This window comes from Staphylococcus borealis, assembly GCF_001224225.1.
GTDB lineage: Bacteria > Bacillota > Bacilli > Staphylococcales > Staphylococcaceae > Staphylococcus > Staphylococcus borealis.
This window is the reverse complement of record NZ_CUEE01000004.1, coordinates 228,865-254,587: the sequence shown is the minus strand read 5'-3', so window position 1 is coordinate 254,587 and position 25,723 is coordinate 228,865. Positions and strand designations below refer to the sequence as shown.

Sequence of the window (25,723 nt, the reverse complement as noted above, 5' to 3'; positions counted from 1 at the left end):
TGTGTAATATCTGTTAATTTTTAAATTGAAATGAATGTTTTTGATTGTTTTTGACGATTTTTGATTGAAAATTGTAAGCGTACACATTATAATGTGAGGTGAAGCGGGGTGGTTATATGATTTCTGAAAAAAGACACGACTTAATACTTCAGGAATTAAGAAAAAAAGATTTTCTTACACTCCAAGAATTAATAGAGCGAACAGGTTGCAGCGCTTCAACTGTTAGAAGAGATTTATCGAAATTGCAACAACAAGGTCGACTTCAAAGAGTTCATGGAGGAGCAACATTAAATAGTAATAGAAATAATGAGCCGATTCTGTCGGATAAAATGTCTCGAAATCTAAAAGAAAAAAGAGTTATTGGTCAAATTGCAGCCAAACACATTCAAGACAATGACTGCATTTTTATGGATGCTGGTTCATCAACAATTGAAATGATTCCATTTATAAAAGCGCGAAATATCGTAGTGGTTACAAATGGATTAACCCATGTTGAAAAGTTACTTAAACAAGGCATTAAAACATTAATGATAGGTGGACAAGTTAAAGAAACAACACTTGCAACTGTAGGTGCCAGTGCACTTGATACATTAAGTCGTTATTGCTTTGATAAAGCATTTCTTGGAATGAATGGTTTAGATTTAAAACACGGTCTAACAACCCCAGATGAAAAAGAGGCATTAATTAAAGAAAAGGCTATGGAACAAGCAAATCAATCATATGTTTTACTTGATCATTCAAAAATAGGTGCTGTTTATTTTGCGCACGTTCCAATTAGTGATAACCATGTTGAAATGATCATAGCTAAACAAACAGTAGCACATTCAAATTTTAGTAAATATAAAGAGAAATATGCATTCATTGGAGGTTAATCATGATTTATACAGTTACATTCAATCCATCGATAGATTACATTATGTTTACTGATGGCTTTGAATTAAAAGGATTAAACAGAGCGACATCTACTTATAAATTTGCAGGTGGGAAAGGCATTAATGTTTCACGTGTATTAAAAACTTTAGGTGTTTCATCTACTGCATTAGGATTTGCTGGTGGTTTTCCTGGAGCATTTATTACACAAACACTCGAAAAAAGCCACATTAAAACGGACTTTATTAAAGTAGATGAAGATACGCGTATTAATGTCAAATTGAAGTCTGGAGATGAAACAGAAATTAATGCACCTGGGCCATCAATCACAGAGGATCAATTTCAAGCATTATTAAATCAAATTAAACAGACAACGAACGAAGATACCGTAATTGTTGCTGGCAGTGTGCCAAAGAGTATTCCAAGTGATGCTTATGCGCAGATTGCTGAAATCACACAGCAAACGGGAGCAAAATTAGTGGTCGATGCTGAAAAAGATTTAGTGAATACAGTATTAAAATACAAGCCATTATTTATTAAACCTAATAAAGATGAATTAGAAGAAATGTTTGATATGACTGTAGAAAATGACCAAGATGTTGTTAAATATGGTCGTGAAATCTTAAAAGAAGGCGCACAATCAGTCATTATATCTTTAGGCGGAGATGGTGCGATTTATATTGATAACGAACGTAGTATTAAAGCTCAGAACCCTAAAGGTACGGTGATCAATACAGTGGGTTCAGGCGATAGTACTGTTGCAGGAATGGTCGCTGGTCTTGAATCAGGATTGACACTTGAGGAATCATTTAGACAAGCAGTCGCTTCAGGAACAGCTACAGCATTTACAGAGGACTTGGCAACAAAAGAAGGTATTGAAAAAATAAAATCACAAGTTACAGTGACGTTACTTGATGGGGAGTGAAATAAATGAGAATAACAGAACTACTAACTAAAGAAACCATAGCAATGGACTTGGCAGCAAATGATAAAAATGGCGTTATCGAAGAATTAGTAAATCAATTAGATAAAGCTGGGAAATTAAGTGATATTGCACAATTTAAGGAGGCCATTCACAATCGTGAATCTCAAAGTACTACTGGTATAGGTGAAGGTATCGCCATTCCACACGCTAAAGTGGCAGCGGTTAAATCTCCAGCTATTGCGTTTGGTAAATCTAAAGCGGGCGTTGATTATCAAAGTTTAGATGGTCAACCAGCACATTTATTCTTTATGATTGCTGCACCAGAAGGTGGTGCGCAAACACATTTAGATGCACTTGCGAAATTATCAGGCATTTTAATGGATGATAAAGTGAGAGAAAATCTATTGCACGCTAATTCGCACGAAGAAGTCTTACAAATTATCGATAATGCGGATGACGAGGCTACAAAAGAAGAAGAACAAGAAGCGCAAGAACAAGCGGCTTCATCAGGAGCTGTAGCAGGTAGCGGTAATGTGGCAGATTCAAATGAACCATACGTATTAGCAGTAACGGCATGTCCTACAGGTATTGCACATACGTACATGGCTCGTGATGCATTGAAAAAGCAAGCCGACAAAATGGGCATTAAAATGAAAGTTGAAACAAATGGCTCAGGCGGTATTAAAAACCATATCACACAACAAGATATAGACCGCGCAACAGGTATTATTGTTGCAGCAGATGTACATGTTGAAACAGATCGTTTCGATGGTAAAAATGTTGTAGAAGTACCCGTAGCTGATGGTATTAAACGACCAGAGGAACTCATTAATACAGCGTTAGATACAAGCCGTAAACCATTTGTTGCACGCGGTGGAAGTTCAAAATCAAAAGATAGTGAAAGTAATGAAAAACAAAGCTTTGGTAAAGCATTCTACAAACACTTAATGAATGGTGTATCCAATATGTTACCGCTTGTTATTGCTGGTGGTATCTTAATGGCAATCGTATTCTTATTCGGTGCGAACTCATTTGATCCAAAAAGTGCTGAACATAACGCCTTTGCTGAACAATTATGGAATATTGGTAATAAAAGTGCCTTTGCTTTAATTATTCCAATTTTATCTGGTTTCATTGCACGTAGTATTGCTGATAAACCAGGATTTGCAGCCGGTTTAGTAGGTGGTATGTTAGCTATTTCTGGTGGTTCTGGGTTCATTGGCGGTATCATTGCAGGTTTCTTAGCAGGTTACTTAACTCAAGGTATTAAATATATTACGCGTGGTTTACCACAAGCAGTTGAAGGTTTAAAACCAACGTTAATTTATCCATTATTAAGTGTAACAATCACAGGATTATTAATGATATATGCATTCAACCCGCCAGCAGCGTGGTTAAATAACTTATTGCTTAACGGTTTAAATAACTTATCAGGTTCTAACATTGTATTACTTGGATTAGTTATTGGTGCTATGATGGCCATCGATATGGGTGGACCATTTAACAAAGCAGCCTATGTATTCGCGACAGCCGCATTAACAGAAGGTAATGCAGCACCAATTACGGCAGCAATGGTTGGTGGTATGATTCCACCATTAGCAATTGCTACAGCGATGTTATTCTTTAAACGTAAATTCACTAAAGAACAACGCGGTTCTATCGTGCCTAACTATGTAATGGGCTTATCATTTATCACTGAGGGTGCCATTCCATTTGCAGCAGCTGACCCATTACGTGTGATTCCATCAATGATGGTTGGTTCAGGTGTAGGTGGTGCAATTGCATTAGCACTTGGTTCAAGTATCAATGCACCACATGGTGGTATTATCGTAATTGCAGCAACAGACTTTAGTCATATTTTACAAACATTAATTGCATTGATTGTTGGTACACTTGTTTCAGCAATTATGTATGGTTTATTAAAACCAAAAGTTACTGAAAATGAAATTGAAGCATCAAAAGCTATGGATGAATAGATGCGATAAGAGTTTATGATATAAATAATATAACGATGCTATTTTGCAAATTTGCAGTAGCTAACAGAACCGAGAAGGCGTAAGCTTTCTCGGTTCTAGTCATTTTTGTGGGCCTGCATAGCAAATAAAATTTCATGAAGAAATTTTACAAGCAAAGCAAGTTGGGATTCGGGGCCCCAACAAAGAGAATTTCATGAAGAAATTCTACAAGCAATGCAAGTTGGGAGTGGACGACGAATTTAAAAGAATTCTGCCCCACTCCCATTCAACTAAATTGTTTAATTTATTGAATAATGAATGTTAAAACATACAAAAATGAGTAAACATATGAGAATATAGAATAAGAAGGCAAGAGAATGCGTAATAAAGTCTTAAGCTTTAAATATGGAAGTTTAATGACCGGCAAAAGTACTTCGATTAAGGTACCGTTTTTGTATGTTAGTTCATTGTACGTTGGTTTCTGTCACTTTACGCTTACCTTTCTTGACTATTACGCAATATTAGTTTTAAATGATAAGTTGTAACTTTTTAATCAAAAGGGTTACAATCAACTATTTGTAATTGATATATGATAAAATAAAAGTAATACATTTTTTCGGGGGTGTCGCAATGGGAAGGTCTTAACATGTGCATATATTGTTAATAAGCAAAACACAATAAATCCGTGTTACCCATATGGGACACATAATATTTGGAGGTGAATCCCTAGAAATAGGGAATTAATTGGAAACAGTGACCATAATAAATTTAGTAATATTCTTTCTATTAATCGCATTAACAACAGTATTCGTAGGATCGGAGTTTGCATTAGTTAAAGTGCGTTCAACGCGTATTGAACAACTCGCTGAAGAGGGTAATCGTGGTGCTAAAATTGTCAAAAAGATGATTGCAAACCTTGACTATTATTTATCAGCCTGTCAATTAGGTATTACAGTTACTTCTTTAGGATTAGGTTGGTTAGGAGAACCGACATTTGAGAAATTGTTGCATCCTATTTTTAATTTATTACAATTACCTGATGCATTAACTACAACGATTTCATTTGTAATTTCATTCATAGTCGTAACTTATTTACACGTTGTATTAGGTGAATTAGCACCGAAATCGATTGCGATTCAGCATACCGAGAAGTTAGCGTTAACATACGCAAGACCATTGTATTACTTTGGTAATATAATGAAACCTTTAATCTGGTTAATGAATGGTTCAGCACGTGTAATTATTAGAATGTTAGGCGTTGATCCTGATGCTCAAACAGATGCTATGTCTGAAGAAGAAATTAAGATCATTATTAACAACAGTTATAATGGTGGCGAAATCAACCAAACAGAATTAAACTATATGCAAAATATCTTTCAATTTGATGAAAGACATGCAAAAGATATCATGGTACCACGTACTCAAATGGTGACTTTAAATGAACCATTTAATGTTGATGAATTATTAGAGACGATTAAAGAACATCAATTTACGCGTTACCCAATTACTGAAGACGGAGATAAAGACCATATCAAAGGTTTCATCAATGTTAAAGAATTTTTAACAGAATACGCTTCTGGTAAACCGATTAAAATTAACAATTATATCCATGAACTGCCAATGATTTCAGAAACAACACGCATTAGTGATGCATTAGTTAGAATGCAACGTGAACACGTACATATCAGTTTAATTATTGATGAATACGGTGGTACAGCTGGTATTTTAACAATGGAAGATATTCTTGAAGAAATCGTAGGTGAAATTCGAGATGAATTTGACGATGATGAGGTGAATGACATTGTTAAATTAGGCGATGACACTTACCAAATTAATGGCCGCGTTCTATTGGATGACTTAAATGAACAATTCGACATTGAGTTTGAAGATTCAGAAGACATTGATACTATAGGTGGTTGGCTTCAAGCCCATAACACTAACCTACAAGTTGAAGATCATATCGATACGCAATATGATCGTTGGATAGTATCTGAAATGGATAACCATCAATTAGTTTGGGTTGTACTTAAATATGAATTCATCGATAATCGACCAACTTTCGGTGGAGATGAAGATGAAAATGAAGACAAAAAAGATAAAAAAGACGAAACACATGACTAATTTAAAATGATTAATAAAGTAGCATTTGAGACATAGATACTATGATAATGCTACTTGGCAAATTCGCAGTAGTTGACTGAACTGAGAAGGCGCTTAAATCAAGCTGGGAGTGGGACGACGAATTAAAAATTCTGTCCTGCTCCCTTCTTCTGTATATTTAAATTACATACGATTTATTTGTCTATCCTATTACAATTGAGTTATCCTAAATGATGATAATGTAAAGCATTAATAGAAAAGTCAGGAGAAGATAGAATGGTGAATGATACACAAATTTTAAATAATGGTTATCCAATGCCAAAAATCGGCTTAGGTGTTTATAAAGTCTCAGATGAAGAAATGGAAACAGCGATTCAGGCTGCAATAGACGATGGTTATCGTGCATTTGATACAGCATATTTTTACAAGAATGAAGAGGCACTTGGAAAAGCATTAAAAAATAGTGGCGTACCTCGTGAAGACTTATTTATTACAACAAAATTATGGAATGATCACCAAGGGTATGACCGTACACTTGAGTATTTTAATCGCTCATTAGACAATTTAGGTTTAGACTATATCGATTTATATTTAATTCACTGGCCTTGTGAGAACGATCAACTTTATATTGAAACGTATAAAGCACTAGAAAAATTATATGAAGAAGGTAAAGTGAAAGCGATAGGTGTATGTAATTTTAAAGTGCATCATTTAGAAACATTGATGCGTGAAACGACTATTGTTCCACAAGTCAATCAAATTGAAGTTCATCCTTACTTTAATCAACAAGATGTTCAAGATTACTGTGATAAATATGATATTGTTGTGACAGCATGGATGCCATTAATGAGAAACAGAGGTTTACTAGAAGACCCAACAATTACTAAATTAGCAAAACAATACGATAAGACACCAGCACAAATCGTATTGCGTTGGCATATTGCGCATAATCGTATTGTTATTCCAAAATCTAAAACACCATCACGTATTCGAGAAAATCATAATATATTTGACTTTAACTTAGAACTTACAGAAATCGCAGAAATTGATAGTTTAAATCGTAACGCGCGCCAAGGTAAAGACCCTGATGATGTTAGCATAGGCGATTTGAAATAGCATTGTTTCTTTAATTCAATTGAATAGATAAAATATAGAATAATTGTATTGTTTTCATTTAATTTTTATTAATTATTTGTTAATTGCATAGTTTTTAGTAGAATAGTTGCCAATTTTATTGATAAAATAGTAATAAGAATGATGAAAAGGATGTAATTTAATGAAAATCAGAGTCATTGTGCCTTGTTTTAACGAAGGTGAAGTCGTAACAAAAACGTACGACAAATTGACTGAAATTTTGATGGAAGATAGTTTGGACAAAGGGTATGATTATGACCTATTGTTTGTCGATGATGGTAGTAAAGATAATACGATCGACCATGTCCAACATTTAGCAAGCGAAGACCAACATGTTAAATATATTTCTTTCAGCCGAAATTTCGGTAAAGAATCAGCAATGATAGCTGGTTTTCAACATAGTGTACAATGTGATGCTGTAGTGATGGTAGATGGGGATTTACAACATCCACCTGAATTTATTCCACAAATGATAGAGGGATTCAAAGAGGGCTATGACCAGGTTATCGCTAAGCGTGATAGAACTGGAGAAAATATCGCCCGGAAATCAATGACAAAGCTATACTATAAATTGATTAACAGTTTTGTCGAGGATATTGAATTTATAGATGGTGTCGGAGATTTTAGATTATTAAGTCAGCGTGCAGTTAAATCAATCGCTTCACTTAAAGAATATAATCGTTTTTCAAAAGGTTTATTTGAATGGATAGGTTATAATACGAAAATCTTTACATATCAAAATGTTGAACGTGAAGCCGGTCATTCTAAATGGACATTCACGAAATTACTAAACTATGGCATTGACGGGCTCATTTCATTTAATAATAAACCTTTACGTGCGATGATTTACCTTGGAATGACTATATTCAGTTTAAGTATTGTTTATATCCTGTATTTGTTGATAGGTATCATGGTAAATGGTATTAATAATCCAGGTTATTTTACAACAATAGCAGCAGTCCTACTCATTGGCGGCATTCAATTAATGTCTATAGGTGTGGTAGGAGAATATATTGGTCGTATTTATTATGAGGTTAAGCAAAGACCTAAATACATTGTGCAAGCATCAAATTTAAAAGAACCTTCCTACGATCTCAAATTAGTTGAGCAGGAAAAGGAAAAAGTACATTAAATAGAATAAACGCTTGAAGTTCTTATTAATAAAACTTCAAGCGTTTATTTGTGTGTTAAATGTTGTTTCAATTTAGCGTGTTTCAACTGCCAAGCAAGATAAACACCAAATAGTACATATATAATTAAGAAAACATACCAAAAAGGTGTCAAAATCGTTAATAATACAATAGACATAATAATAAGCATGTAGCCAATCATAATTGGAAACTTGAGTTTGTTGATGAATTTAAATATGCCAAGTTCACCTTTAGAAAAGGTACCTAAAAATATTGCACTTGCGCCTATTAAAAATATGGTTGGTGCTAAATATGGAACGGACATGTAAATTGATTGATCACTTGAACCATAAGTGATAAATAATGAACAACTTACAATGATCGAAAATATTAAAGCAATCGATTTATATTCGGAAATCATAAAAGTATAGTATTGATGATTCAAATAATATTGCAGTCCCATCCAACCTATAAAAAAGGCAATTGAACTTAATGTTATAAAGTTAAATTTGTCAATGACAATAGCATTAATTAAAGCGTTAATCGCTATAGCGATTAATACGGAGCTGAATTTGAGTTGTTTGAATTGGTGCTTATATAAGTCAAAGCCGAGTATGCCAAGCACAACGGCGATATTAATCAATACATATATAATCATGCTGTACTCCTATCTCACATAGTTCATTAGAACATTATACCAATTAAAACAAACTTAATCATTTCAAAACACTTAGAAAATATTTTTCATTTATAATGGAATGATTAAACGCCTTTTTTGTTGCTCCATAAGAGTGTGTGTAGCTGTGGTAAAACATAGACACGGTTCATATCATCACTCGTCATAACCTTATCAACTAATGTTTCATATCGATTTAAAAGTTTATCGGTATGATTGTCTACATCATCATCTAAGTATGGATTACCAACTTGTAAGTAAAAAGGAATATTTGGGTAGCGATGATGTATCATTTTAGCGAAATCATAATCTGCATCATCAAAAATAACGACCTTTAAATTAAGTGTTGAAGCAATACATTGTTCAATGACGCTATCTAGTATGTCAATGTTAGGTGTCATATTAGAACTTGGTGGTTTAGGACTAATGGTTAAGTCGTTAATTTGTCTCATCCACGGTTGGAATTTGCTTCCTTGTGTTTCTAATGCGGTATAAATCTGCTTCTCTTCAAATAGATCAACTAATTCTTGTATCCCTTTAATGAGTGCCGGGTTACCGCCAGAAATCGTAACATGATCGAAACAATCACCGCCAATCGCTTTTAGCTGATGATAAATTTCTTCAGCAGACATTAATTGAATATCTTCCTTGGCACTGCCATCCCAGGTGAAAGCAGAGTCACACCAACTACAACGATAATCACAACCTGCAGTTCTAACAAACATTGTTTTACGACCGATAACACGTCCCTCACCTTGAATCGTAGGTCCGAAAATTTCAAGTACTGGAATTTTAGCTGTCATTATTTAAACTCCTTTGGACGATATACTACATAACTTGTTGGTGTTTCACGTAAGTAGACTTGCACACATTGCGGGTGATTATCGTAGCTTTGGAGGTGTGTTTGTACCATTTTATATATCGTTTGTGCCACAACCTCTGTTGAAGGACTTTTATCTTTAAATTGAGGTAAGTCATTTAACAGATAGTGGTCAAATTGATCATGGATTAATTTTTTTAATTCACTGAAATTAATTAAGAAACCATTGTGGTCCAAATGATCCCCAGCAATTGTTAAATTGACAAAATAAGTATGCCCGTGTGTTCTCATACATTTACCAGCATCTTCGCTTGGAATGTAGTGCGCCGCTGAAAAGTTAAAATCTTTATTAAGTTCAAAACTATAGGGATGATTAACAGTTGGGTAAAGTTGTTGCATCATTTTAATTCGCTCCTTTAGTTTCTAAATAGTGTTGTAGGCCACGTTGGCGTAAATGACATGCAGGGCATTCGCCACAACCATCTCCAATAATGCCGTTGTAGCATGTCAGTGTATTGTATCGGATATAATCTAGCACACCTAATTTGTCGCTAAGTTCCCAAGTTTGTGATTTATCTAACCACATTAAAGGCGTATGGATAACGAAATCTTTATCCATAGATAAACTAAGTGTTACATTCATAGATTTAATAAAGCTATCACGGCAATCTGGATAACCAGAAAAGTCTGTTTCACACACCCCTGTAATGATATGTTTAGCATTGCGTTGATATGCTAATGCGCCAGCAAATGATAAGAATAATAAATTACGTGCTGGTACAAAGGTATTTGGAATCCCATCTTCGCCCGTTTCAATGTCCATATCATGTTGTGTTAAGGCATTTGGAGTTAATTGCGATAATAATGACATATCTAATATATGATGTTTTAAGTTTTGTTCTTTAGCGATACGTGTCGCAACTTCAATTTCTGTATCATGGCGTTGACCGTAATTAAATGTTACAAGTTCAACCTCTTTAAAATGCTTTTTAGCGTAAAATAAGCACGTCGTACTGTCTTGCCCTCCGCTAAATACTACAATTGCTTTATCCTTATTTAAATCTTTATTTGTCATGAATATTCTCCTTTTTGAAAAGATTAGAATGATACTTTATGCCGTCTCTAACCTAGCCATGAGAACATAAAAAAAGTCTATCTCTATAAAAAAGATAGACTTAGAAACATTGTAATCAGTTATATAAAAGAAAATTAACTTTCAAACTAAATATTTCGTAAATTGTCTAGTTTTTTATAGAGGGTTTCAGCTAGGAACCTCTTTTGAGTTTTTGTACGCTAGTTAGCGTAATACAATCATTTCTTAAAATCAAGTTATAATTTAGTACAATATAAAGGTAAACCCTTACATTTTCAAAAGTTTAATATTTATAATAAGGTAAGAGATGAAGTTATTTAACATAGAGTTGGAGCGACATGCATGATTATAGTTATAGATAATAAAGATTCATTTACATATAATTTGATAGATTATTTTAAGACACAGACAGCGCATGAGATCGTTGTATACGAAGTGGATCAAGTATCCGTTGAGCAAATAAGGGCATCTAATGTAGAGGCTATTGTTATCTCGCCAGGACCGGGTAAACCGAGTGATTATCCTATTTTATCGGAAATTATGAATCAGTTTGAGGGGGAAGTACCTATATTAGGCGTTTGTTTAGGCTTTCAATTTCTGTACGAATATTATGGGGGCGCAATTGTACATGGCGCAAAGCCGGTCCATGGTCATACAACGCCATTAACGCATAATGAAACAGGATTATTTAAAGGGCTTCCTCAAGCATTCAAGGTAATGCGCTATCATTCACTCATTGCGGATCAAACACATATTCCTGCGTCTTTAAATATTTCCGCTCATAATGATGAGGGGATTTTAATGGCGTTTGAACATAAACACTATCCTATATTTGGCGTTCAGTATCACCCTGAATCGATTTTAAGTGAATACGGACATGAGCAAATACGATTATTTTTGGAAAAGGTGGGCGCGTAAACTATGGACATCACGTTTAATTATCGTTACTATACAACGCCTGATCATTTTGAAACGGTAGCAGTGCGCTTTAACGCGTACGTCTCAAAAATGGTGGCATATACACTGGAAGAGGTCGGTAAAGTTATTCAATTTGCGCAGGCTGAGCAAGCACAAGGACGGTATGTGGCACTGTATCTGCCATATGAAGCGGCAAGTTATTTTAATCACCATATGGCAACACATGAATTGGAAGCACATCAAATCGTAGCATTAGCATATAGTTTTAGTCCGAGTATGGCTGAGACGTCACCTGAACAACCAAGTCAACAGTACATCCCTAAACATCACTTTCGATTCATGGAGAGTGATGCACAAATGGAAGACAAAATTAAACACGTTCAGGATGCAATTATTGAAGGCGAAACGTATCAAGTGAACTATACAACACGTTTAGTGAGTGATGTATATTATCCGATAGCTGATTTATATTATTATTTAACACAAACGAATAATGGTGGTTACACTGCTTTACTAGATGTAGAAGAGGTTAAAGTTGCTTCTATTTCTCCTGAATTATTCTTCCAAAAAGGTGAATTTAATCATCATAAAAATGTAGTTGTAAGTAAACCAATGAAAGGTACTATGCCACGTAGCAATGACGACGATGAAGATTTAAAGAATTATGACACATTGAAGCATTCACTTAAAGATCGTGCTGAAAATGTTATGATTGTCGATTTATTGCGCAATGACATTTCCAGAATTTGTAAACCTGGAACGATCCACGTAAACAAGCCATTTTTTATTGAAACCTATAAGACCGTTTATCAAATGACGAGTATGGTTACAGGTCACTTGCAAGATGACGTGCGTCTCACGGATATTTTAAAAGCATTATTCCCTTGTGGTTCCATTACAGGGGCACCAAAGCGCAATACGATGGCGTATATTAAAGCGCTCGAGCCACATCCAAGATATATTTATTGTGGCACAATCGGTTTATTATGTCCGGATGATAAAATGATATTTAATATACCTATTCGTACGCTTGAGTATCGAAATGATCAAGTTCACTATGGTGTAGGTGCAGGGATTACGATTGATTCGGTACCCGAAAAAGAAGTTCAAGAGTTTCGAGATAAAACAAAAATATTGGAGATGCTATAGATGAAATTGTTTGAAACGATGCGCCTCGATAATGGTAAGATTCCTAGACTTCAATATCATATGACACGAGTGCAACAGTCATGCGATCGATTAGGGTATTCATTTTCAAAAGAGGTCTGGATGCAACGCGTCAATGAGGTTATAAGTCATCATCCCAAAGGAATCTATAGACTGAAAATAGAAATCGATAAATCCGGCCAAATAGACCATATGATTAAGCCCCTACCTTCTAAAACATTATTTACGGCTAAATTTAAACAAGCACAGTCGAATTGCAATGACCAATACGTTATTAATAAGACATCACAACGACAACACTTAGCACACAATCATGAGACAGATTTAGTATTATTGTATGATGAAACTGGTAAAATTCTGGAGTTTGATATTGGTAATATCATGATAGAAGAAGCTGGTGTGTGTTATACACCAAGGTATGATCATGATTTTTTATTAGGATGTATGCGTCAAAGCCTTTTGGACCAAGGCAAACTGGTTATTAAAGACTATACTAAATCAGAACTCATCGACAAAATACAGAAACAACAGATTCGTATCTATTTATTAAATAGTTTACGAGAGGTTGCCGATGTATCTATTTATCTATAAAATAATATGGGAAGTATATGCGAATTGATTGATAACAATGAACTAACGGAGTGAGCTATGACTATATTATGGGTTGCAATAATTGTGATTTTAAATGTGGTAAGTAAATATTTAGCAGATCGATATTTAAAAAATAATGCACTCATTAAGGCACGTGTCGTTGCAACCGTTACCGTTTTAATTCAATGTGTATTCGTTTATTTGTTAATTAAATCAATCATGCCCTATGTGGTGGAATTTCTAAATATATTTTATCATCACTAAATATGATTACTTTGAGGTGGCGTTATGAAGATTTATAGTCAAGGAGATCAAGCAATTGTAATTGCGGTTGAAAAGGATGTATCTAAAAATGTAACAACTGAATTAATCGCAGTACGTTATCATTTATTAAAGAAAGCATTACCATTTATCACAGAAATTGTGCCTACTGAATCAGATATGATGATTTGCTATGATGCTCGAGATATGATTAAACATCATAATATTGCTTCACCTTTTCAATATATGAAGGCATTAGTCACTTCAATACAAGAAGAATTAAAACAATTAGAAACGTGTAAAGATGAAAGCACGACCTATGAAATTCCTATTATTTATGGTGACGAGTTTGGTCCAGACTTACCGGATTTATTAAAGTATTACAAGTTAACTCAAGATGAATTTGTTCAATTACATTCTGATAAACCGTATTTTGTGTCTATGATGGGCTATGCACCTGGTTTCCCATATTTAACTGGAATGAATGAAGCATTGTACGTTAATCATACGAGTAAAAAGAAGAAGCTTGTCACTGCAGGTTCAGTTATTATTGAAGGGAAAAAGTGCGGCATCGTAACAACTGATACCTACAACGATTGGTTAGTGATAGGGTACACGCCAATGACATTATTCACTCCTGAAAAAGATGATTTTACACTGTTAAAATTAGGAGACAATGTTATTTTTAAACCACAGAAACGTAAAGATATTGAATTAGGAGAATTTAAACCATGTCAATCATAATAGAAAAAGCCGGATTGTTTAGTAGCTTTCAAGATTTTGGACGTCATGGATATGAATATGCAGGTGTTATTCCGTGTGGTGCGTTAGACACACTAGGTCATGAAATCGCAAATCGTTTAGTTGCTAATAATAAAAATGAAGCAACGCTTGAAATGACACACATTATGGCTAAAATTCGATTTACTGAGCCTACATTAATTGCTTTAACAGGTCATAACTTTGAAGCTTACACGCAAACTATGCAAGTAAAACCGTATAAATTATACCTTTTAGATAAAGGAGACGTCCTGTCTTTTAAAGAAACAAATAAAACGTCACGTGTGTATCTTGCAATCGGTGGCGGATTCAAATTAGATGATTGGCTAGGATCAACGTCAACAGATTTAAATGTTAAAATCGGCGGTTATCACGGACGTAAACTTGAAAATGGCGATGAAGTAGAAATGAAACGACACTATACAGAACGTCATCAAAAGTTATTTGAAAATTTAAAAGAAAAACGTACCACTGATTGGGGTATAGACGGTTATGCACTGTCATTTAACTATGTTTCTGATGTGTTTCATGTTATTGCCAACAAAGGGACAGAAGATTTTGATAAAGAAACGCAATCTCACTTTATTAGAGGAGAATATAAAGTGACGAATAAATCAAATCGTGTTGGTATGTTACTAGATGGTGAGAAGATCAAAGCATATTACGACGATATGCCAGCACATCAATCAGTTAAAAGGGGAACGATTCAAGTTAAGCGAGATGGTACACCTATCATCTTATTAAATGATCATTATACAATCGGAAGTTATCCTCAAATTGGTACAATTGCAAGCTACCATTTAACTAAGCTTGCTCAGAAGCCACAAGGCTCACGTTTGAAGTTCCAATTTATTGATATAGAAACTGCTGAAAAGAATGTTGTGAAATTTAGTAATTGGATGAATCAACTATTTCACGGAATTGAATACAGAATGCAATTAGAAATGATGAAATAAGTTATGATATATGAAGGTCAACATACTTAAATAAAGCACTTATAATTTATGTCGGACTATGGTCTGATTAAAAAATGCAATTAAGAAGCTATAATGAATAAATCAGTGAATCGTCTTAATGGGACAATATTTTGTAACAAACAATGAAAGCGTCGTTATATTAAAATGCTTTTTCTTGATAAATGAGTAAAAATACTATATATTTATATATTGAACTACGGGCAATATTACAATAATATTACAAAGTTCATGATTTGTTAATATGCCATTAATGATGACATAGAATAGCATCCAACATAATATACATAAATAATTACAGACGTATAGTGCACATTGGGAATGCGATTTATTGATGAACTATCGTTAATGTAAAATGTATTTGTAAGGTATATGCTTAAATTAATTTAAATAATATAAATGAAATTAAAAAACGAGTAAGTAATTGCATAACGGTCATATTTGAGTAAGTGTTTAAGTCTTCAGTTAAGTCTTTAACATTTCTTCAAAGTTGAATAACTATAAACGGAGGAAACATACATGAGTTTACACAAAAAGAAAATAAGTCTTTTTGCGTTTTTCTTACTGACTGTGTTTACAGTGACATTGAAGACGTATTTTTCATATTATGTTGATTTTTCTTTGGGTGTTAAAGGACTAGTTCAAAACTTAATACTATTGATGAATCCATATAGTTTAATCGCGCTTATTTTAAGTGTGTTCTTATTCTTTAAAGGGAAAAAAGCATATTGGTTCATCTTTATTGGGGGATTTTTACTAACATTCTTGCTATATGCAAATGTAGTTTACTTTAGATTCTTCTCGGACTTTTTAACATTCAGTACGCTTAACCAAGCAAGTAATGTTGAGTCTATGGGTGGTGCTGTTGGCGCATCATTTAAATGGTATGACTTTGTTTACTTTATAGATACAATTATTTATCTATTCATCCTTATTTTCAAAGGAAGTTGGTTGGATAAACGTGTCTTCAGTAAAAAGTTTGTGCCAGTTGTAATGGCTGCATCTGTAGCATTATTCTTCTTAAATTTAGCTTTTGCTGAAACAGACCGTCCTGAGTTATTAACACGTACATTTGACCATAAATATTTAGTGAAATATTTAGGTCCATATAACTTCACAGTTTATGATGGTGTTAAGACGATTCAAAATAACCAACAAAAAGCATTAGCTTCTGAAGATGATTTAACTAAAGTGTTAAATTATACGAAACAAAAAAATACAACACCAAATTCAGAGTACTTTGGCGTTGCTAAGAAGAAAAATATTATTAAAATACATTTAGAAAGTTTCCAAACTTTCTTAATCAATAAAAAGGTCAATGGTAAAGAAGTTACACCGTTCTTAAATAAATTATCAACGGGCAATGATGATTTTAGATATTATCCAAACTTCTTCCACCAAACAGGTCAAGGTAAAACATCAGATGCTGAGTTTACAATGGATAACAGCCTTTATGGTTTACCACAGGGTTCTGCATTTTCATTGAAAGGTGATAATACTTACCAATCATTACCTGCGATTTTAGACCAAAAGCAAGGTTACACATCTGACGTTATGCACGGTGACTACAAAACATTCTGGAACCGTGACCAAGTCTATAAACATTTTGGTATTGATAAATTCTATGATGCGACATACTACGATATGTCTGATGACAATATTGTCAACTTAGGTTTAAAAGATAAACCATTCTTTAAAGAGTCAGCAGAGTATCAATCTAAAATGAAAGGACCTTTCTATTCACACTTAATTACATTAACAAACCATTACCCATTCACATTGAGTGAAGAAGATGCAGATATTGATAAACCTAATACAGGTGATTCAACTGTTGATGGTTACATTCAAACAGCACATTATTTAGACCAAGCACTTGAAGAATATATTACTGATCTTAAGAAAAAAGGTTTATATGATGATTCAGTTATTATGATTTATGGTGACCACTATGGTATTTCAGAAAATCACAATAACGCAATGGAAAAATTATTAGGTGAAAAGATTACGCCAGCGAAATTTATGGACTTAAACCGCACAGGTTTCTGGCTTAAAATTCCTGGTAAAGAAGGTACAGTAGATAAAACATATGCTGGACAAGTAGACGTTATGCCTACTATCTTACATTTAGTAGGAATTGATTCTAAAAACTACTTAATGTTCGGTACGGATATGTTGTCTAAAGATCATGATGATGTCATTCCATTCCGAAATGGTGACTTCATTACGAAAGACTATAAATTTGTTAATGGTAAAGCGTATTCTAATAAAACAAACGAATTATTAGAAACGCCACCTAAAGATTTAGAAAAGAATAAGAAACAGGTTGAGAAAGATTTAGAAATGAGTGACAATGTCTTAAATGGTGACTTGTTCAGATTCTACAACAACCCTGATTTCAAGAAAATTGATCCATCAAAATATGAATATAAAACTGGACCACAAGGTAATCAAAAATAATTGAAACAGTGTCTGGTTTTAATGTAAAAGTAAGAAGCCAGTAAATGCGTTTTAACAAATTCATTTACTGGCTTCTTTATTTACAATACTCCGAATTGTTGCTTGCTTGCCTAACGTGCTTTGCTTGTAGAAACTGATTAACTCAGTTTCTCTGTGTTGGGGCCCCAACACAAAAAATCACGAAAGTGATTTTACAAGCTAAGCAAGTTGGGGTTGGGGCCCCAGCAAAGAGAATTTCAACATGAAAATCTACAAGCAAAGCAAGCTGGGAGTGGACGACGAATTCAAAAAGAATTCTGTCCCCACTCCCTTTGTCTAAAATTTAACTTTCTAGACGTTGTTTCATGATTAATTTGTAACATACTACATAATTTAGATACCCATTATCAGTAGTGGTATTAACAAAATATAGAACAATATAATTTAAATATTTATGCTATTTACATCAATTAGCCAAGCGCAACGTCTAAAATCATCATAATAGTAAAGCCTAACATTAAACTTAATGTTGCCAAATCTGTATTATTACCAGATTGTGAGTCAGGTATGAGCTCTTCGACAACAACGAATATCATAGCGCCAGCTGCAAAAGCTAAAGCATATGGTAACACAGGCGTAATCACTAATATTAACGCCGCACCAATCGTAGCAAAAATGGGTTCAACAATGGCAGAAGCTTGGCCGTAATTAAAGGCTTTCCAACGAGATGCGCCAGCAGCTCTGATTGGCATAGATAATGCCGCACCTTCTGGAATATTTTGAATCCCAATCCCTATTGCTAAGCCCAAAGCACCTAGAAATGTTGCTTGACTATTACCAGTCGCGATACCACCAAAAGCAACACCGATTGATAGACCTTCTGGAATATTATGTAACGTAATGGCAAGTACTAAGAGTGTATTCTTACTTAATGACGTTTTTACACCTTCGCGGTATTGACTTTTATCTCCAATTCTTTGGTGTAAATGGGGGATAACTGAATCGAGGGCACGTATGAAGATGCCACCAAATAAAAAACCAATTGCAGCAGGTAACCAGGCAGGTAAACTACCATCTTTACCATATTCAATTGAAGGTTGTAATAATGACCAGAAACTAGCGGCAATCATAATCCCAGCAGCAAAGCCCTGCATTGAAGTTAATATGCGTTCATTAACGGATTTGAATACAAACACAGCAGCCGCACCCAATGCAGTGAGTAGCCACGTAATAATACCGGCTATAAGTGCCTGTAAATAGGGCGGTAAACTTTCGAAAAAGTCAATCATAACTCTTGTCTCCTTGTATCATTTAACCTTAAAAAGGTGTATAATATATAGAACTGATTTAAGCTTATCAAAAAAATATTTAAAAATTCGATATTTCGATTTGGAAAAGGAAGTAGAAGCATGGAAGCGTATAAAATAGAACATTTAAATAAATCATATGCGGATAAAATCATTTTCGATGATTTAAACCTATCTATTTCTGAACATGAAAAAATAGGACTAGTAGGAATTAATGGTACTGGTAAAAGTACATTACTTAAAGTGATTGGCAATCTAGACGATGATTTTACAGCTGATATTACACATCCTAATCAATATCGTATACGTTATTCTTCTCAAAAACAAGATTTAGATGGCACTATGACGGTCTTCCAAGCTGTACTTAGCTCTGATACAACAACACTTCGAATTATTAAAGCTTATGAAGAAGCCGTAACAAATTATACACAACACCAGGATGATACGCATTTTCAAAAAATGATGGAAGCGCAAGAAGCTATGGATCGACATCATGCGTGGGATTATAATGCAGAAATCAAAACAATCTTATCTAAACTAGGTATTCACGATACGACTAAAAAGATAAGTGAGCTGTCTGGTGGCCAACAAAAACGAGTCGTACTAGCTAAGACGTTAATAGAACAACCTGATTTATTATTACTAGACGAGCCAACGAACCATCTTGATTTTGAATCCATTACATGGCTAATCAATTACATCAAACAATACCCTCATACTGTTTTATTTGTAACGCATGATCGTTACTTTTTAAATGAAATCGCGAGTAGAATCATTGAGCTGGATCGAGGTAAATTAAAATCGTATCCGGGTAATTATGAAGATTACATCGCAATGCGAGCTGAAAATGAATTGATCGAACAAAAGCAACAAGACAAACAAAAGGCTTTATATAAACAGGAATTAGCGTGGATGAGAGCTGGTGCTAAGGCAAGAACGACAAAACAACAAGCACGCATCAATCGTTTTAATGATTTGGAATCAGAAGTTCAAGGCCATCATGTTCAAGATAAGGGTCAACTTAACTTGGCATATTCAAGATTAGGTAAGCAAGTGTATGAACTGGAACACGTATCTAAACAAATGAATGGTAAAACGTTGTTTGAAGATATTACAGAAATCATTCAAAGCGGTCAGCGTATTGGTATTGTTGGTCCGAATGGTGCTGGTAAAACGACATTATTAAATATTTTAAGTGGAGAAGATAATGATTATACAGGCACGCTTAAAATTGGTCAGACTGTAAAAGTAGCCTACTTCAAACAAACAGAAGAAACGTTAGATAGAGACATACGTATGATTGATTACTTGAGAGAAGAGAGTGAAGTGGCTAAAGAAAAGGATGGCACATCCATTTCTGTAACACAATTACTTGAACGCTTCTTATTCCCAAGTGCAACGCATGGTAAAAAGATTTACAAATTATCGGGTGGAGAACAAAAGCGTTTATATTTACTACGTTTGCTCGTACATCAACCTAATGTATTATTGTTGGATGAGCCAACGAACGATCTTGATACTGAAACATTAACCATTTTGGAAGATTACATTAGTACGTTTGGTGGTTCAGTTATCACTGTGAGTCATGATCGTTACTTCTTAAATAAAGTTGCTCAAGCATATTGGTATATTCATGATGGGAAAATGGAACGTATCGTAGGAACGTTTGAAGATTATGAGGCATACAAGAAAGAGCAAGATAAAATTGCGACATTAGAGAAACAAGCGCAACAGGCGAAACAAAAGACAACTGTTCGAAAAAAATCCGGCTTATCATATAAAGAAAAACGTGAATATGAGTCATTGATGGAACGTATTGATCAAACAGAAACACGTTTAGAAGAAATCGATGAAGAGATGATTGCGGCTAGTGCTGATTATGCCAAAATCAAAGCATTAAATGAAGAGAAAGAACAATTAGAGCTAACATATGAAACAGACATCACGAGATGGAGTGAATTAGAAGAACTAAAAGAGCAATAAGGGGAATGTAAAGTATGGAAGCAACATTATCGCATTATTTTGGCTATGAGAAGTTTAGACCGGGGCAAAAAGAAATCATAACTAAAATAATGAATCATCATAATGTGTTAGGCGTATTACCTACAGGTGGTGGGAAATCAATCTGTTATCAAGTGCCTGGTTTAATGTTGGGCGGAACGACGATTGTCATTAGTCCATTAATCTCTTTAATGAAAGACCAAGTCGATCAGCTTATGGCTATGGGAATTAAAGCCGCCTATTTAAATAGTAGTTTAACCAAGAAACAACAAAAAGACATTGAAAATGATTTAATGAAGGGTCATATTCAATTTTTATATGTGGCACCAGAACGTTTTGACAATCAATATTTTTTAAGTTTATTAAGTCGTATTGATATTCATCTTATCGCATTTGATGAAGCCCATTGCATATCTAAATGGGGTCATGATTTTAGACCTAGCTATCAAAGTGTGATTAAGAAAGTATTCACATTACCCCAAAACTTTACAATTGTCGCACTGACGGCAACAGCAACTGCAGAAGTGCAACAAGATATTATGGAAAAGTTAAACATCGATAGGCACGATGAAGTAAAAACGAGTACAAAACGCCGTAACCTTATTTTCAAAGTGAATCCTACGTATCAACGTCAAAAATTTGTCGTAGACTATGTGCAAAAGCATAAAGAACAAGCGGGTATAATCTATTGTTCTACACGTAAACAAGTTGAAGAGTTACAAGAAGCGCTTGACGTTATAAATGTTTCTTCTGCTATTTATCATGCAGGTTTAACAAATAAAGAACGCGAGACAGCTCAAAATGAATTTGTCTATGACAAAGTTAAAGTTGTTATTGCGACAAATGCGTTTGGTATGGGGATAGACAAATCAAATGTTAGATACGTCATACACTACAATATGCCCGGTGATCTGGAATCATATTATCAAGAGGCAGGCCGTGCAGGGCGTGATGGATTAGAAAGTGAATGCATCCTTTTATTTAGTGAGCGCGATAAAGGTTTACATGAATACTTTATTACGGTGTCACAGGCCGATGAGGACTACAAAGATAAAATGGGTGAAAAACTTACTAAAATGATTCAATACACAAAAACAAAAAAATGTCTCGAAGCAACAGTCGTTCATTACTTTGAACCCAATGAAAAGCTAGAAGAGTGTGGCCAATGTAGTAGTTGTATTCAACAAAATAAAACATATGATATGACACAAGAAGCTAAAATGATTATTAGTTGTATTGCACGTATGCGTCAAAAAGAAAGTTACAGTGTAATCATTCAAGTCTTGCGTGGAGAAACAAGTGATTATATTAAGTATAATGACTATGATAAGTTGACGACACATGGCTTAATGAAAGATTATACTACTTCAGAATTAAGTCATTTAATAGACGAATTACGCTTTAAAGGATTTTTAAATGAATTTGATGAAATATTGATATGTGATGAAAGTGTTAAAAAGCTACTTAATGATGAAATTAAGGTATTTACGACACCATTTAAACAAAAATCTAAAGAGAAGGTTTATATCAATACAGTTGAAGGTGTCGATCGTGCATTATACAGTGAATTGGTTGAAGTACGTCGTAAATTAAGTGAGAAATTAAATATTGCGCCGGTAAGTATCTTTTCAGATTATACCTTAGAAGAATTTGCTAAACGTAAACCGGAATCTAAACAAGAAATGATATCTATTGATGGTGTTGGTAGTTACAAGCTAAAACATTATTGTCCGAAGTTCTTAGAAACTATTCACACTTATAAAGCCAGTATATAGACGCAACATCTAAATATATTAGGAGAACCTAGAACAAACAATGTTATGAGGCGCCTGAGCAAATGCATAGCAACTAACTGAATTGAAAAGACAGTCCAATTTACCTGAGAGTGGGATAATGAATGCACAAAACATTCTATCCTACTCTCTTTATTTTTTATTTATATTGTTATGCTATATGTTTTAAATATAATTACAATAATATGACTAATTTAATATGAATTCATCATTAAACATGTTTAAATAGGGAATAAGAATGCAAACATTTTAAATAGGTAGATTAAATGAAGGTGACTAAATGATTGAATTTAAAAACGTAACCAAACGTTATGGCAATAATGTAGCTGTCGATAATGTGAGTTTCAAAATCAATGAAGGCGAGTTCTTTGTACTCATTGGCCCATCTGGGTGTGGAAAAACGACCACTTTGAAAATGATTAACAGACTAATTCCGTTAAGTGAAGGCTATATTTATTTCAAAGATAAGCCCATTAGCGATTATCCCGTTTATGAAATGCGATGGGACATCGGATATGTGTTACAGCAAATTGCACTTTTTCCGCATATGACAATTAAAGAAAATATTGCACAAGTGCCACAGATGAAAAAATGGAAAGACAAAGATATAGATCGACGTGTAGACGAATTACTTACAATGGTTGGTTTAGAACCAGAAAAATATCGTGATCGTAAACCAGATGAATTATCAGGTGGCCAACGCCAAAGGGTTGGGGTAATCAGAGCATTAGCTGCTGATCCTCCAGTCATATTGATGGATGAGCCATTCAGCGCATTGGACCCGATAAGTCGTGAGAAGCTACAAGATGATTTAATAACATTACAAACACAAATAAAGAAGACAATCGTGTTCGTTACACATGATATACAAGAAGCCATGAAGTTAGGCGATCGTATTTGCTTACTCAACCATGGCCGTGTTGAACAAATTGATACACCGCAAGCGTTTCGAGATCAACCTAAAAATGCATTTGTAGAAGAATTTATGGGAAGTCATTTAGATCAAAATCAAGAAACATTGCAGTTGAAAGACTTAAAGATTACAACGCCGCTCACAGAGACAGAAACACAACACGATTACCCAATCATCAATAGTGATGTCCAATTACGTTCAATTTATTCGAAATTAGCACAGCATGAAGCGGTAATTGTGAATGATGCATCAACTTCTACGCAGTCTCTCTTAAAGCGTGAAGATGTCTTTAAATTTTTATCTCAAGATGACTACGATAAGGAGGGTAAAGCATGAGTGACTTATTGAGCACCCTCAACGACCGTAAAGGCGAAGTATTTACAACCATTGTAGAACATATTCAAATATCATTTATCGCATTATTAATCGCGATCTTAATCGCTGTTCCACTAGGGATTGCTTTAACGAAAACGAAGCGTTTGTCTGAAGTCATCATGAATATAGCGGCAATATTGCAAACTATTCCATCTTTAGCATTATTAGGCTTGATGATTCCAATCTTTGGTATTGGTCGACTTCCTGCAATTATCGCGTTAGTTGTGTATGCCTTGTTACCAATTTTAAGAAATACATATACAGGCATTAAAGAAGTCGATCCATCACTCATTGAAGCTGCTAAAGGTATAGGTATGAAACCGATGCGTCGATTAACGAGAGTTGAGTTACCTATTGCCATGCCAGTGATGATGGCCGGTATTCGTACGGCAATGGTATTAATTATCGGTACAGCAACTTTAGCTGCATTAATCGGTGCAGGCGGACTTGGTGATTTAATCTTACTAGGTATTGACCGTAATAACGCATCACTCATTCTTATTGGTGCGATTCCTGCTGCATTACTCGCTATTATGTTTGATTTGATATTGCGATATATGGAGAAATTGTCTTACAAGAAATTATTAATCACTGTTGGAGTGATGATCCTTATTATATTATTGGTCATTGTTGTGCCACTTTTCGGGAAAAAAGGGGACACAATTACGCTTGCAGGTAAATTAGGTTCAGAACCTTCAATTATTACCAATATGTATAAAATTTTAATTGAAGATGAAACAGACAACACAGTTGATGTTAAAGATGGTATGGGGAAAACATCATTCCTCTTCAATGCTTTGAAATCAGATGATATAGATGGTTATTTAGAATTTACAGGTACAGTGTTAGGAGAATTAACGAAAGAAGATTTAAAATCTAAAAAAGAAGATGCTGTATATCAACAAGCTAAACAAAGTTTAGAGAAAAAATATGATATGACCATGTTAGAACCTATGAAGTACAACAACACGTATGCGTTAGCAGTAAAAAAGGATTTCGCTAAAGACAATAATATTAAAACGATAGGTGATTTACAAAAAGTCGAGGACAAACTTAAACCAGGATTTACGATGGAATTTAACGACCGTCCTGATGGTTACAAAGCTGTGTCTAAAGCTTATGGACTCGATTTATCAAATATTAAAAAAATGGAGCCAAAATTACGATATACTGCAGTTGAAAAAGGCGATATCAATTTAATTGATGCGTATTCAACCGATGCGGAATTAAAACAATATGATATGGTCGTTTTAAAGGATGATAAGCATGTCTTCCCACCATACCAAGGTGCACCGATGTTTAAAGAGAAATTCTTAAAAGAACATCCTGAAATTAAAAAACCATTGAATAAGTTAAAAGGTAAAATTTCCGATGAAGAGATGCAAGAAATGAATTATAAAGTTACCGTAAAAAATGAAGATCCTTACAAGGTTGCAAAACATTATCTTGAACAAGAAGGTTTAATAAAATAAAAGAAGTGTATAGCGATTGACATACAACGATG

At 34.2% G+C, this 25,723-nt stretch carries 22 protein-coding genes and 1 riboswitch; of the genes, 17 read left to right on the top strand and 5 right to left on the bottom strand.

The window, feature by feature from the left end; genetic code table 11:
• Positions 1-116 precede the first annotated feature (116 nt).
• The 6 genes from AK212_RS06910 to AK212_RS06885 all read left to right on the top strand — a co-directional run bounded on the left by AK212_RS06910 (position 117) and on the right by AK212_RS06885 (position 8,116).
• Entirely contained in the window at positions 117-872 is a 756-nt protein-coding gene (locus AK212_RS06910) for a DeoR/GlpR family DNA-binding transcription regulator (RefSeq protein WP_053029976.1), read from the top strand.
• Positions 873-874: 2 nt separating this feature from the next.
• Positions 875-1,795 (top strand): 1-phosphofructokinase, encoded by a 921-nt coding sequence (gene pfkB / locus AK212_RS06905; RefSeq protein WP_053029975.1) that lies wholly within the window; start codon positions 875-877, stop codon positions 1,793-1,795.
• Positions 1,796-1,800: 5 nt separating this feature from the next.
• A complete protein-coding gene (locus AK212_RS06900; protein WP_053029974.1) occupies positions 1,801-3,771 on the top strand; it encodes a PTS fructose transporter subunit IIABC in 1,971 nt (656 codons plus the stop codon).
• A 723-nt stretch (positions 3,772-4,494) separates the two neighbouring features.
• A complete protein-coding gene (locus tag AK212_RS06895; protein ID WP_053029973.1) occupies positions 4,495-5,871 on the top strand; it encodes a hemolysin family protein in 1,377 nt (458 codons plus the stop codon).
• 255 nt (positions 5,872-6,126) lie between these two features.
• Positions 6,127-6,966 carry an aldo/keto reductase gene (locus AK212_RS06890; RefSeq protein WP_053029972.1) on the top strand — a complete coding sequence of 280 codons (840 nt, stop codon included), beginning with the start codon at positions 6,127-6,129 and terminating at the stop codon, positions 6,964-6,966.
• 160 nt (positions 6,967-7,126) lie between these two features.
• Entirely contained in the window at positions 7,127-8,116 is a 990-nt protein-coding gene (locus tag AK212_RS06885; RefSeq protein ID WP_053029971.1) for a glycosyltransferase family 2 protein, read from the top strand.
• 44 nt (positions 8,117-8,160) lie between these two features.
• Here AK212_RS06885 and AK212_RS06880 read toward each other — a convergent pair whose 3' ends face one another.
• From AK212_RS06880 to queC, 4 genes are all read right to left on the bottom strand, one after another.
• A complete protein-coding gene (locus AK212_RS06880) occupies positions 8,161-8,772 on the bottom strand; it encodes a hypothetical protein (RefSeq protein WP_053029970.1) in 612 nt (203 codons plus the stop codon).
• 104 nt (positions 8,773-8,876) lie between these two features.
• On the bottom strand, positions 8,877-9,593 hold the full coding sequence (queE, locus tag AK212_RS06875) for a 7-carboxy-7-deazaguanine synthase QueE (RefSeq protein ID WP_053029969.1): 717 nt from the start codon (positions 9,591-9,593) through the stop codon (positions 8,877-8,879).
• Positions 9,593-10,012: a 6-carboxytetrahydropterin synthase QueD gene (gene queD / locus AK212_RS06870; RefSeq protein WP_053029968.1), complete on the bottom strand. Its 420-nt coding sequence runs from the start codon at positions 10,010-10,012 to the stop codon at positions 9,593-9,595. The genes queE and queD overlap by 1 nt, the downstream gene beginning before the upstream one ends.
• A 1-nt stretch (position 10,013) precedes the next feature.
• Positions 10,014-10,685: a 7-cyano-7-deazaguanine synthase QueC gene (queC, locus tag AK212_RS06865; protein ID WP_053029967.1), complete on the bottom strand. Its 672-nt coding sequence runs from the start codon at positions 10,683-10,685 to the stop codon at positions 10,014-10,016.
• Between the two features lie 160 nt (positions 10,686-10,845).
• A riboswitch (PreQ1 riboswitch) is annotated at positions 10,846-10,892 on the bottom strand.
• A 153-nt stretch (positions 10,893-11,045) separates the two neighbouring features.
• On the opposite strand from queC, the gene AK212_RS06860 reads away from it, so the two are divergent.
• The 7 genes from AK212_RS06860 to ltaS all read left to right on the top strand — a co-directional run bounded on the left by AK212_RS06860 (position 11,046) and on the right by ltaS (position 17,851).
• On the top strand, positions 11,046-11,621 hold the full coding sequence (locus AK212_RS06860) for an anthranilate synthase component II (protein WP_053029966.1): 576 nt from the start codon (positions 11,046-11,048) through the stop codon (positions 11,619-11,621).
• Between the two features lie 3 nt (positions 11,622-11,624).
• Entirely contained in the window at positions 11,625-12,770 is a 1,146-nt protein-coding gene (locus AK212_RS06855) for a chorismate-binding protein (RefSeq protein ID WP_053029965.1), read from the top strand.
• On the top strand, positions 12,771-13,379 hold the full coding sequence (locus tag AK212_RS06850; protein WP_053029964.1) for an aminotransferase class IV: 609 nt from the start codon (positions 12,771-12,773) through the stop codon (positions 13,377-13,379).
• Between the two features lie 57 nt (positions 13,380-13,436).
• Positions 13,437-13,643, top strand: a complete 207-nt coding sequence (locus AK212_RS06845; RefSeq protein ID WP_053029963.1) for a hypothetical protein — start codon at positions 13,437-13,439, stop codon at positions 13,641-13,643.
• A gap of 24 nt (positions 13,644-13,667) precedes the next feature.
• On the top strand, positions 13,668-14,384 hold the full coding sequence (locus tag AK212_RS06840; RefSeq protein WP_053029962.1) for a 5-oxoprolinase subunit B family protein: 717 nt from the start codon (positions 13,668-13,670) through the stop codon (positions 14,382-14,384).
• A complete protein-coding gene (locus tag AK212_RS06835) occupies positions 14,372-15,376 on the top strand; it encodes a 5-oxoprolinase subunit C family protein (RefSeq protein ID WP_053029961.1) in 1,005 nt (334 codons plus the stop codon). The genes AK212_RS06840 and AK212_RS06835 overlap by 13 nt, the downstream gene beginning before the upstream one ends.
• Positions 15,377-15,913: 537 nt before the next feature.
• Complete coding sequence (gene ltaS, locus AK212_RS06830; protein ID WP_053029960.1) at positions 15,914-17,851, top strand: polyglycerol-phosphate lipoteichoic acid synthase LtaS; 1,938 nt, start codon at positions 15,914-15,916, stop codon at positions 17,849-17,851.
• A gap of 449 nt (positions 17,852-18,300) precedes the next feature.
• Here ltaS and AK212_RS06825 read toward each other — a convergent pair whose 3' ends face one another.
• The gene (locus tag AK212_RS06825) at positions 18,301-19,119 is read right to left on the bottom strand and encodes a ZIP family metal transporter (RefSeq protein WP_053029959.1); all 819 of its coding nucleotides are present in this window, start codon (positions 19,117-19,119) and stop codon (positions 18,301-18,303) included.
• 120 nt (positions 19,120-19,239) lie between these two features.
• Between AK212_RS06825 and AK212_RS06820 the strand changes: the two genes are divergently transcribed.
• The 4 genes from AK212_RS06820 (at position 19,240) to AK212_RS06805 (ending at position 25,691) form a co-directional block, all read left to right on the top strand.
• Entirely contained in the window at positions 19,240-21,120 is a 1,881-nt protein-coding gene (locus AK212_RS06820) for an ABC-F family ATP-binding cassette domain-containing protein (RefSeq protein WP_053029958.1), read from the top strand.
• 14 nt (positions 21,121-21,134) lie between these two features.
• The gene (gene recQ, locus AK212_RS06815) at positions 21,135-22,913 is read left to right on the top strand and encodes a DNA helicase RecQ (RefSeq protein WP_053029957.1); all 1,779 of its coding nucleotides are present in this window, start codon (positions 21,135-21,137) and stop codon (positions 22,911-22,913) included.
• A gap of 298 nt (positions 22,914-23,211) precedes the next feature.
• Complete coding sequence (locus tag AK212_RS06810; RefSeq protein WP_053029956.1) at positions 23,212-24,180, top strand: ABC transporter ATP-binding protein; 969 nt, start codon at positions 23,212-23,214, stop codon at positions 24,178-24,180.
• Positions 24,177-25,691 carry an ABC transporter permease/substrate-binding protein gene (locus AK212_RS06805; RefSeq protein WP_053029955.1) on the top strand — a complete coding sequence of 505 codons (1,515 nt, stop codon included), beginning with the start codon at positions 24,177-24,179 and terminating at the stop codon, positions 25,689-25,691. Before AK212_RS06810 ends, AK212_RS06805 begins: the two co-directional genes overlap by 4 nt.
• The last annotated feature ends 32 nt before the right edge of the window (positions 25,692-25,723 follow it).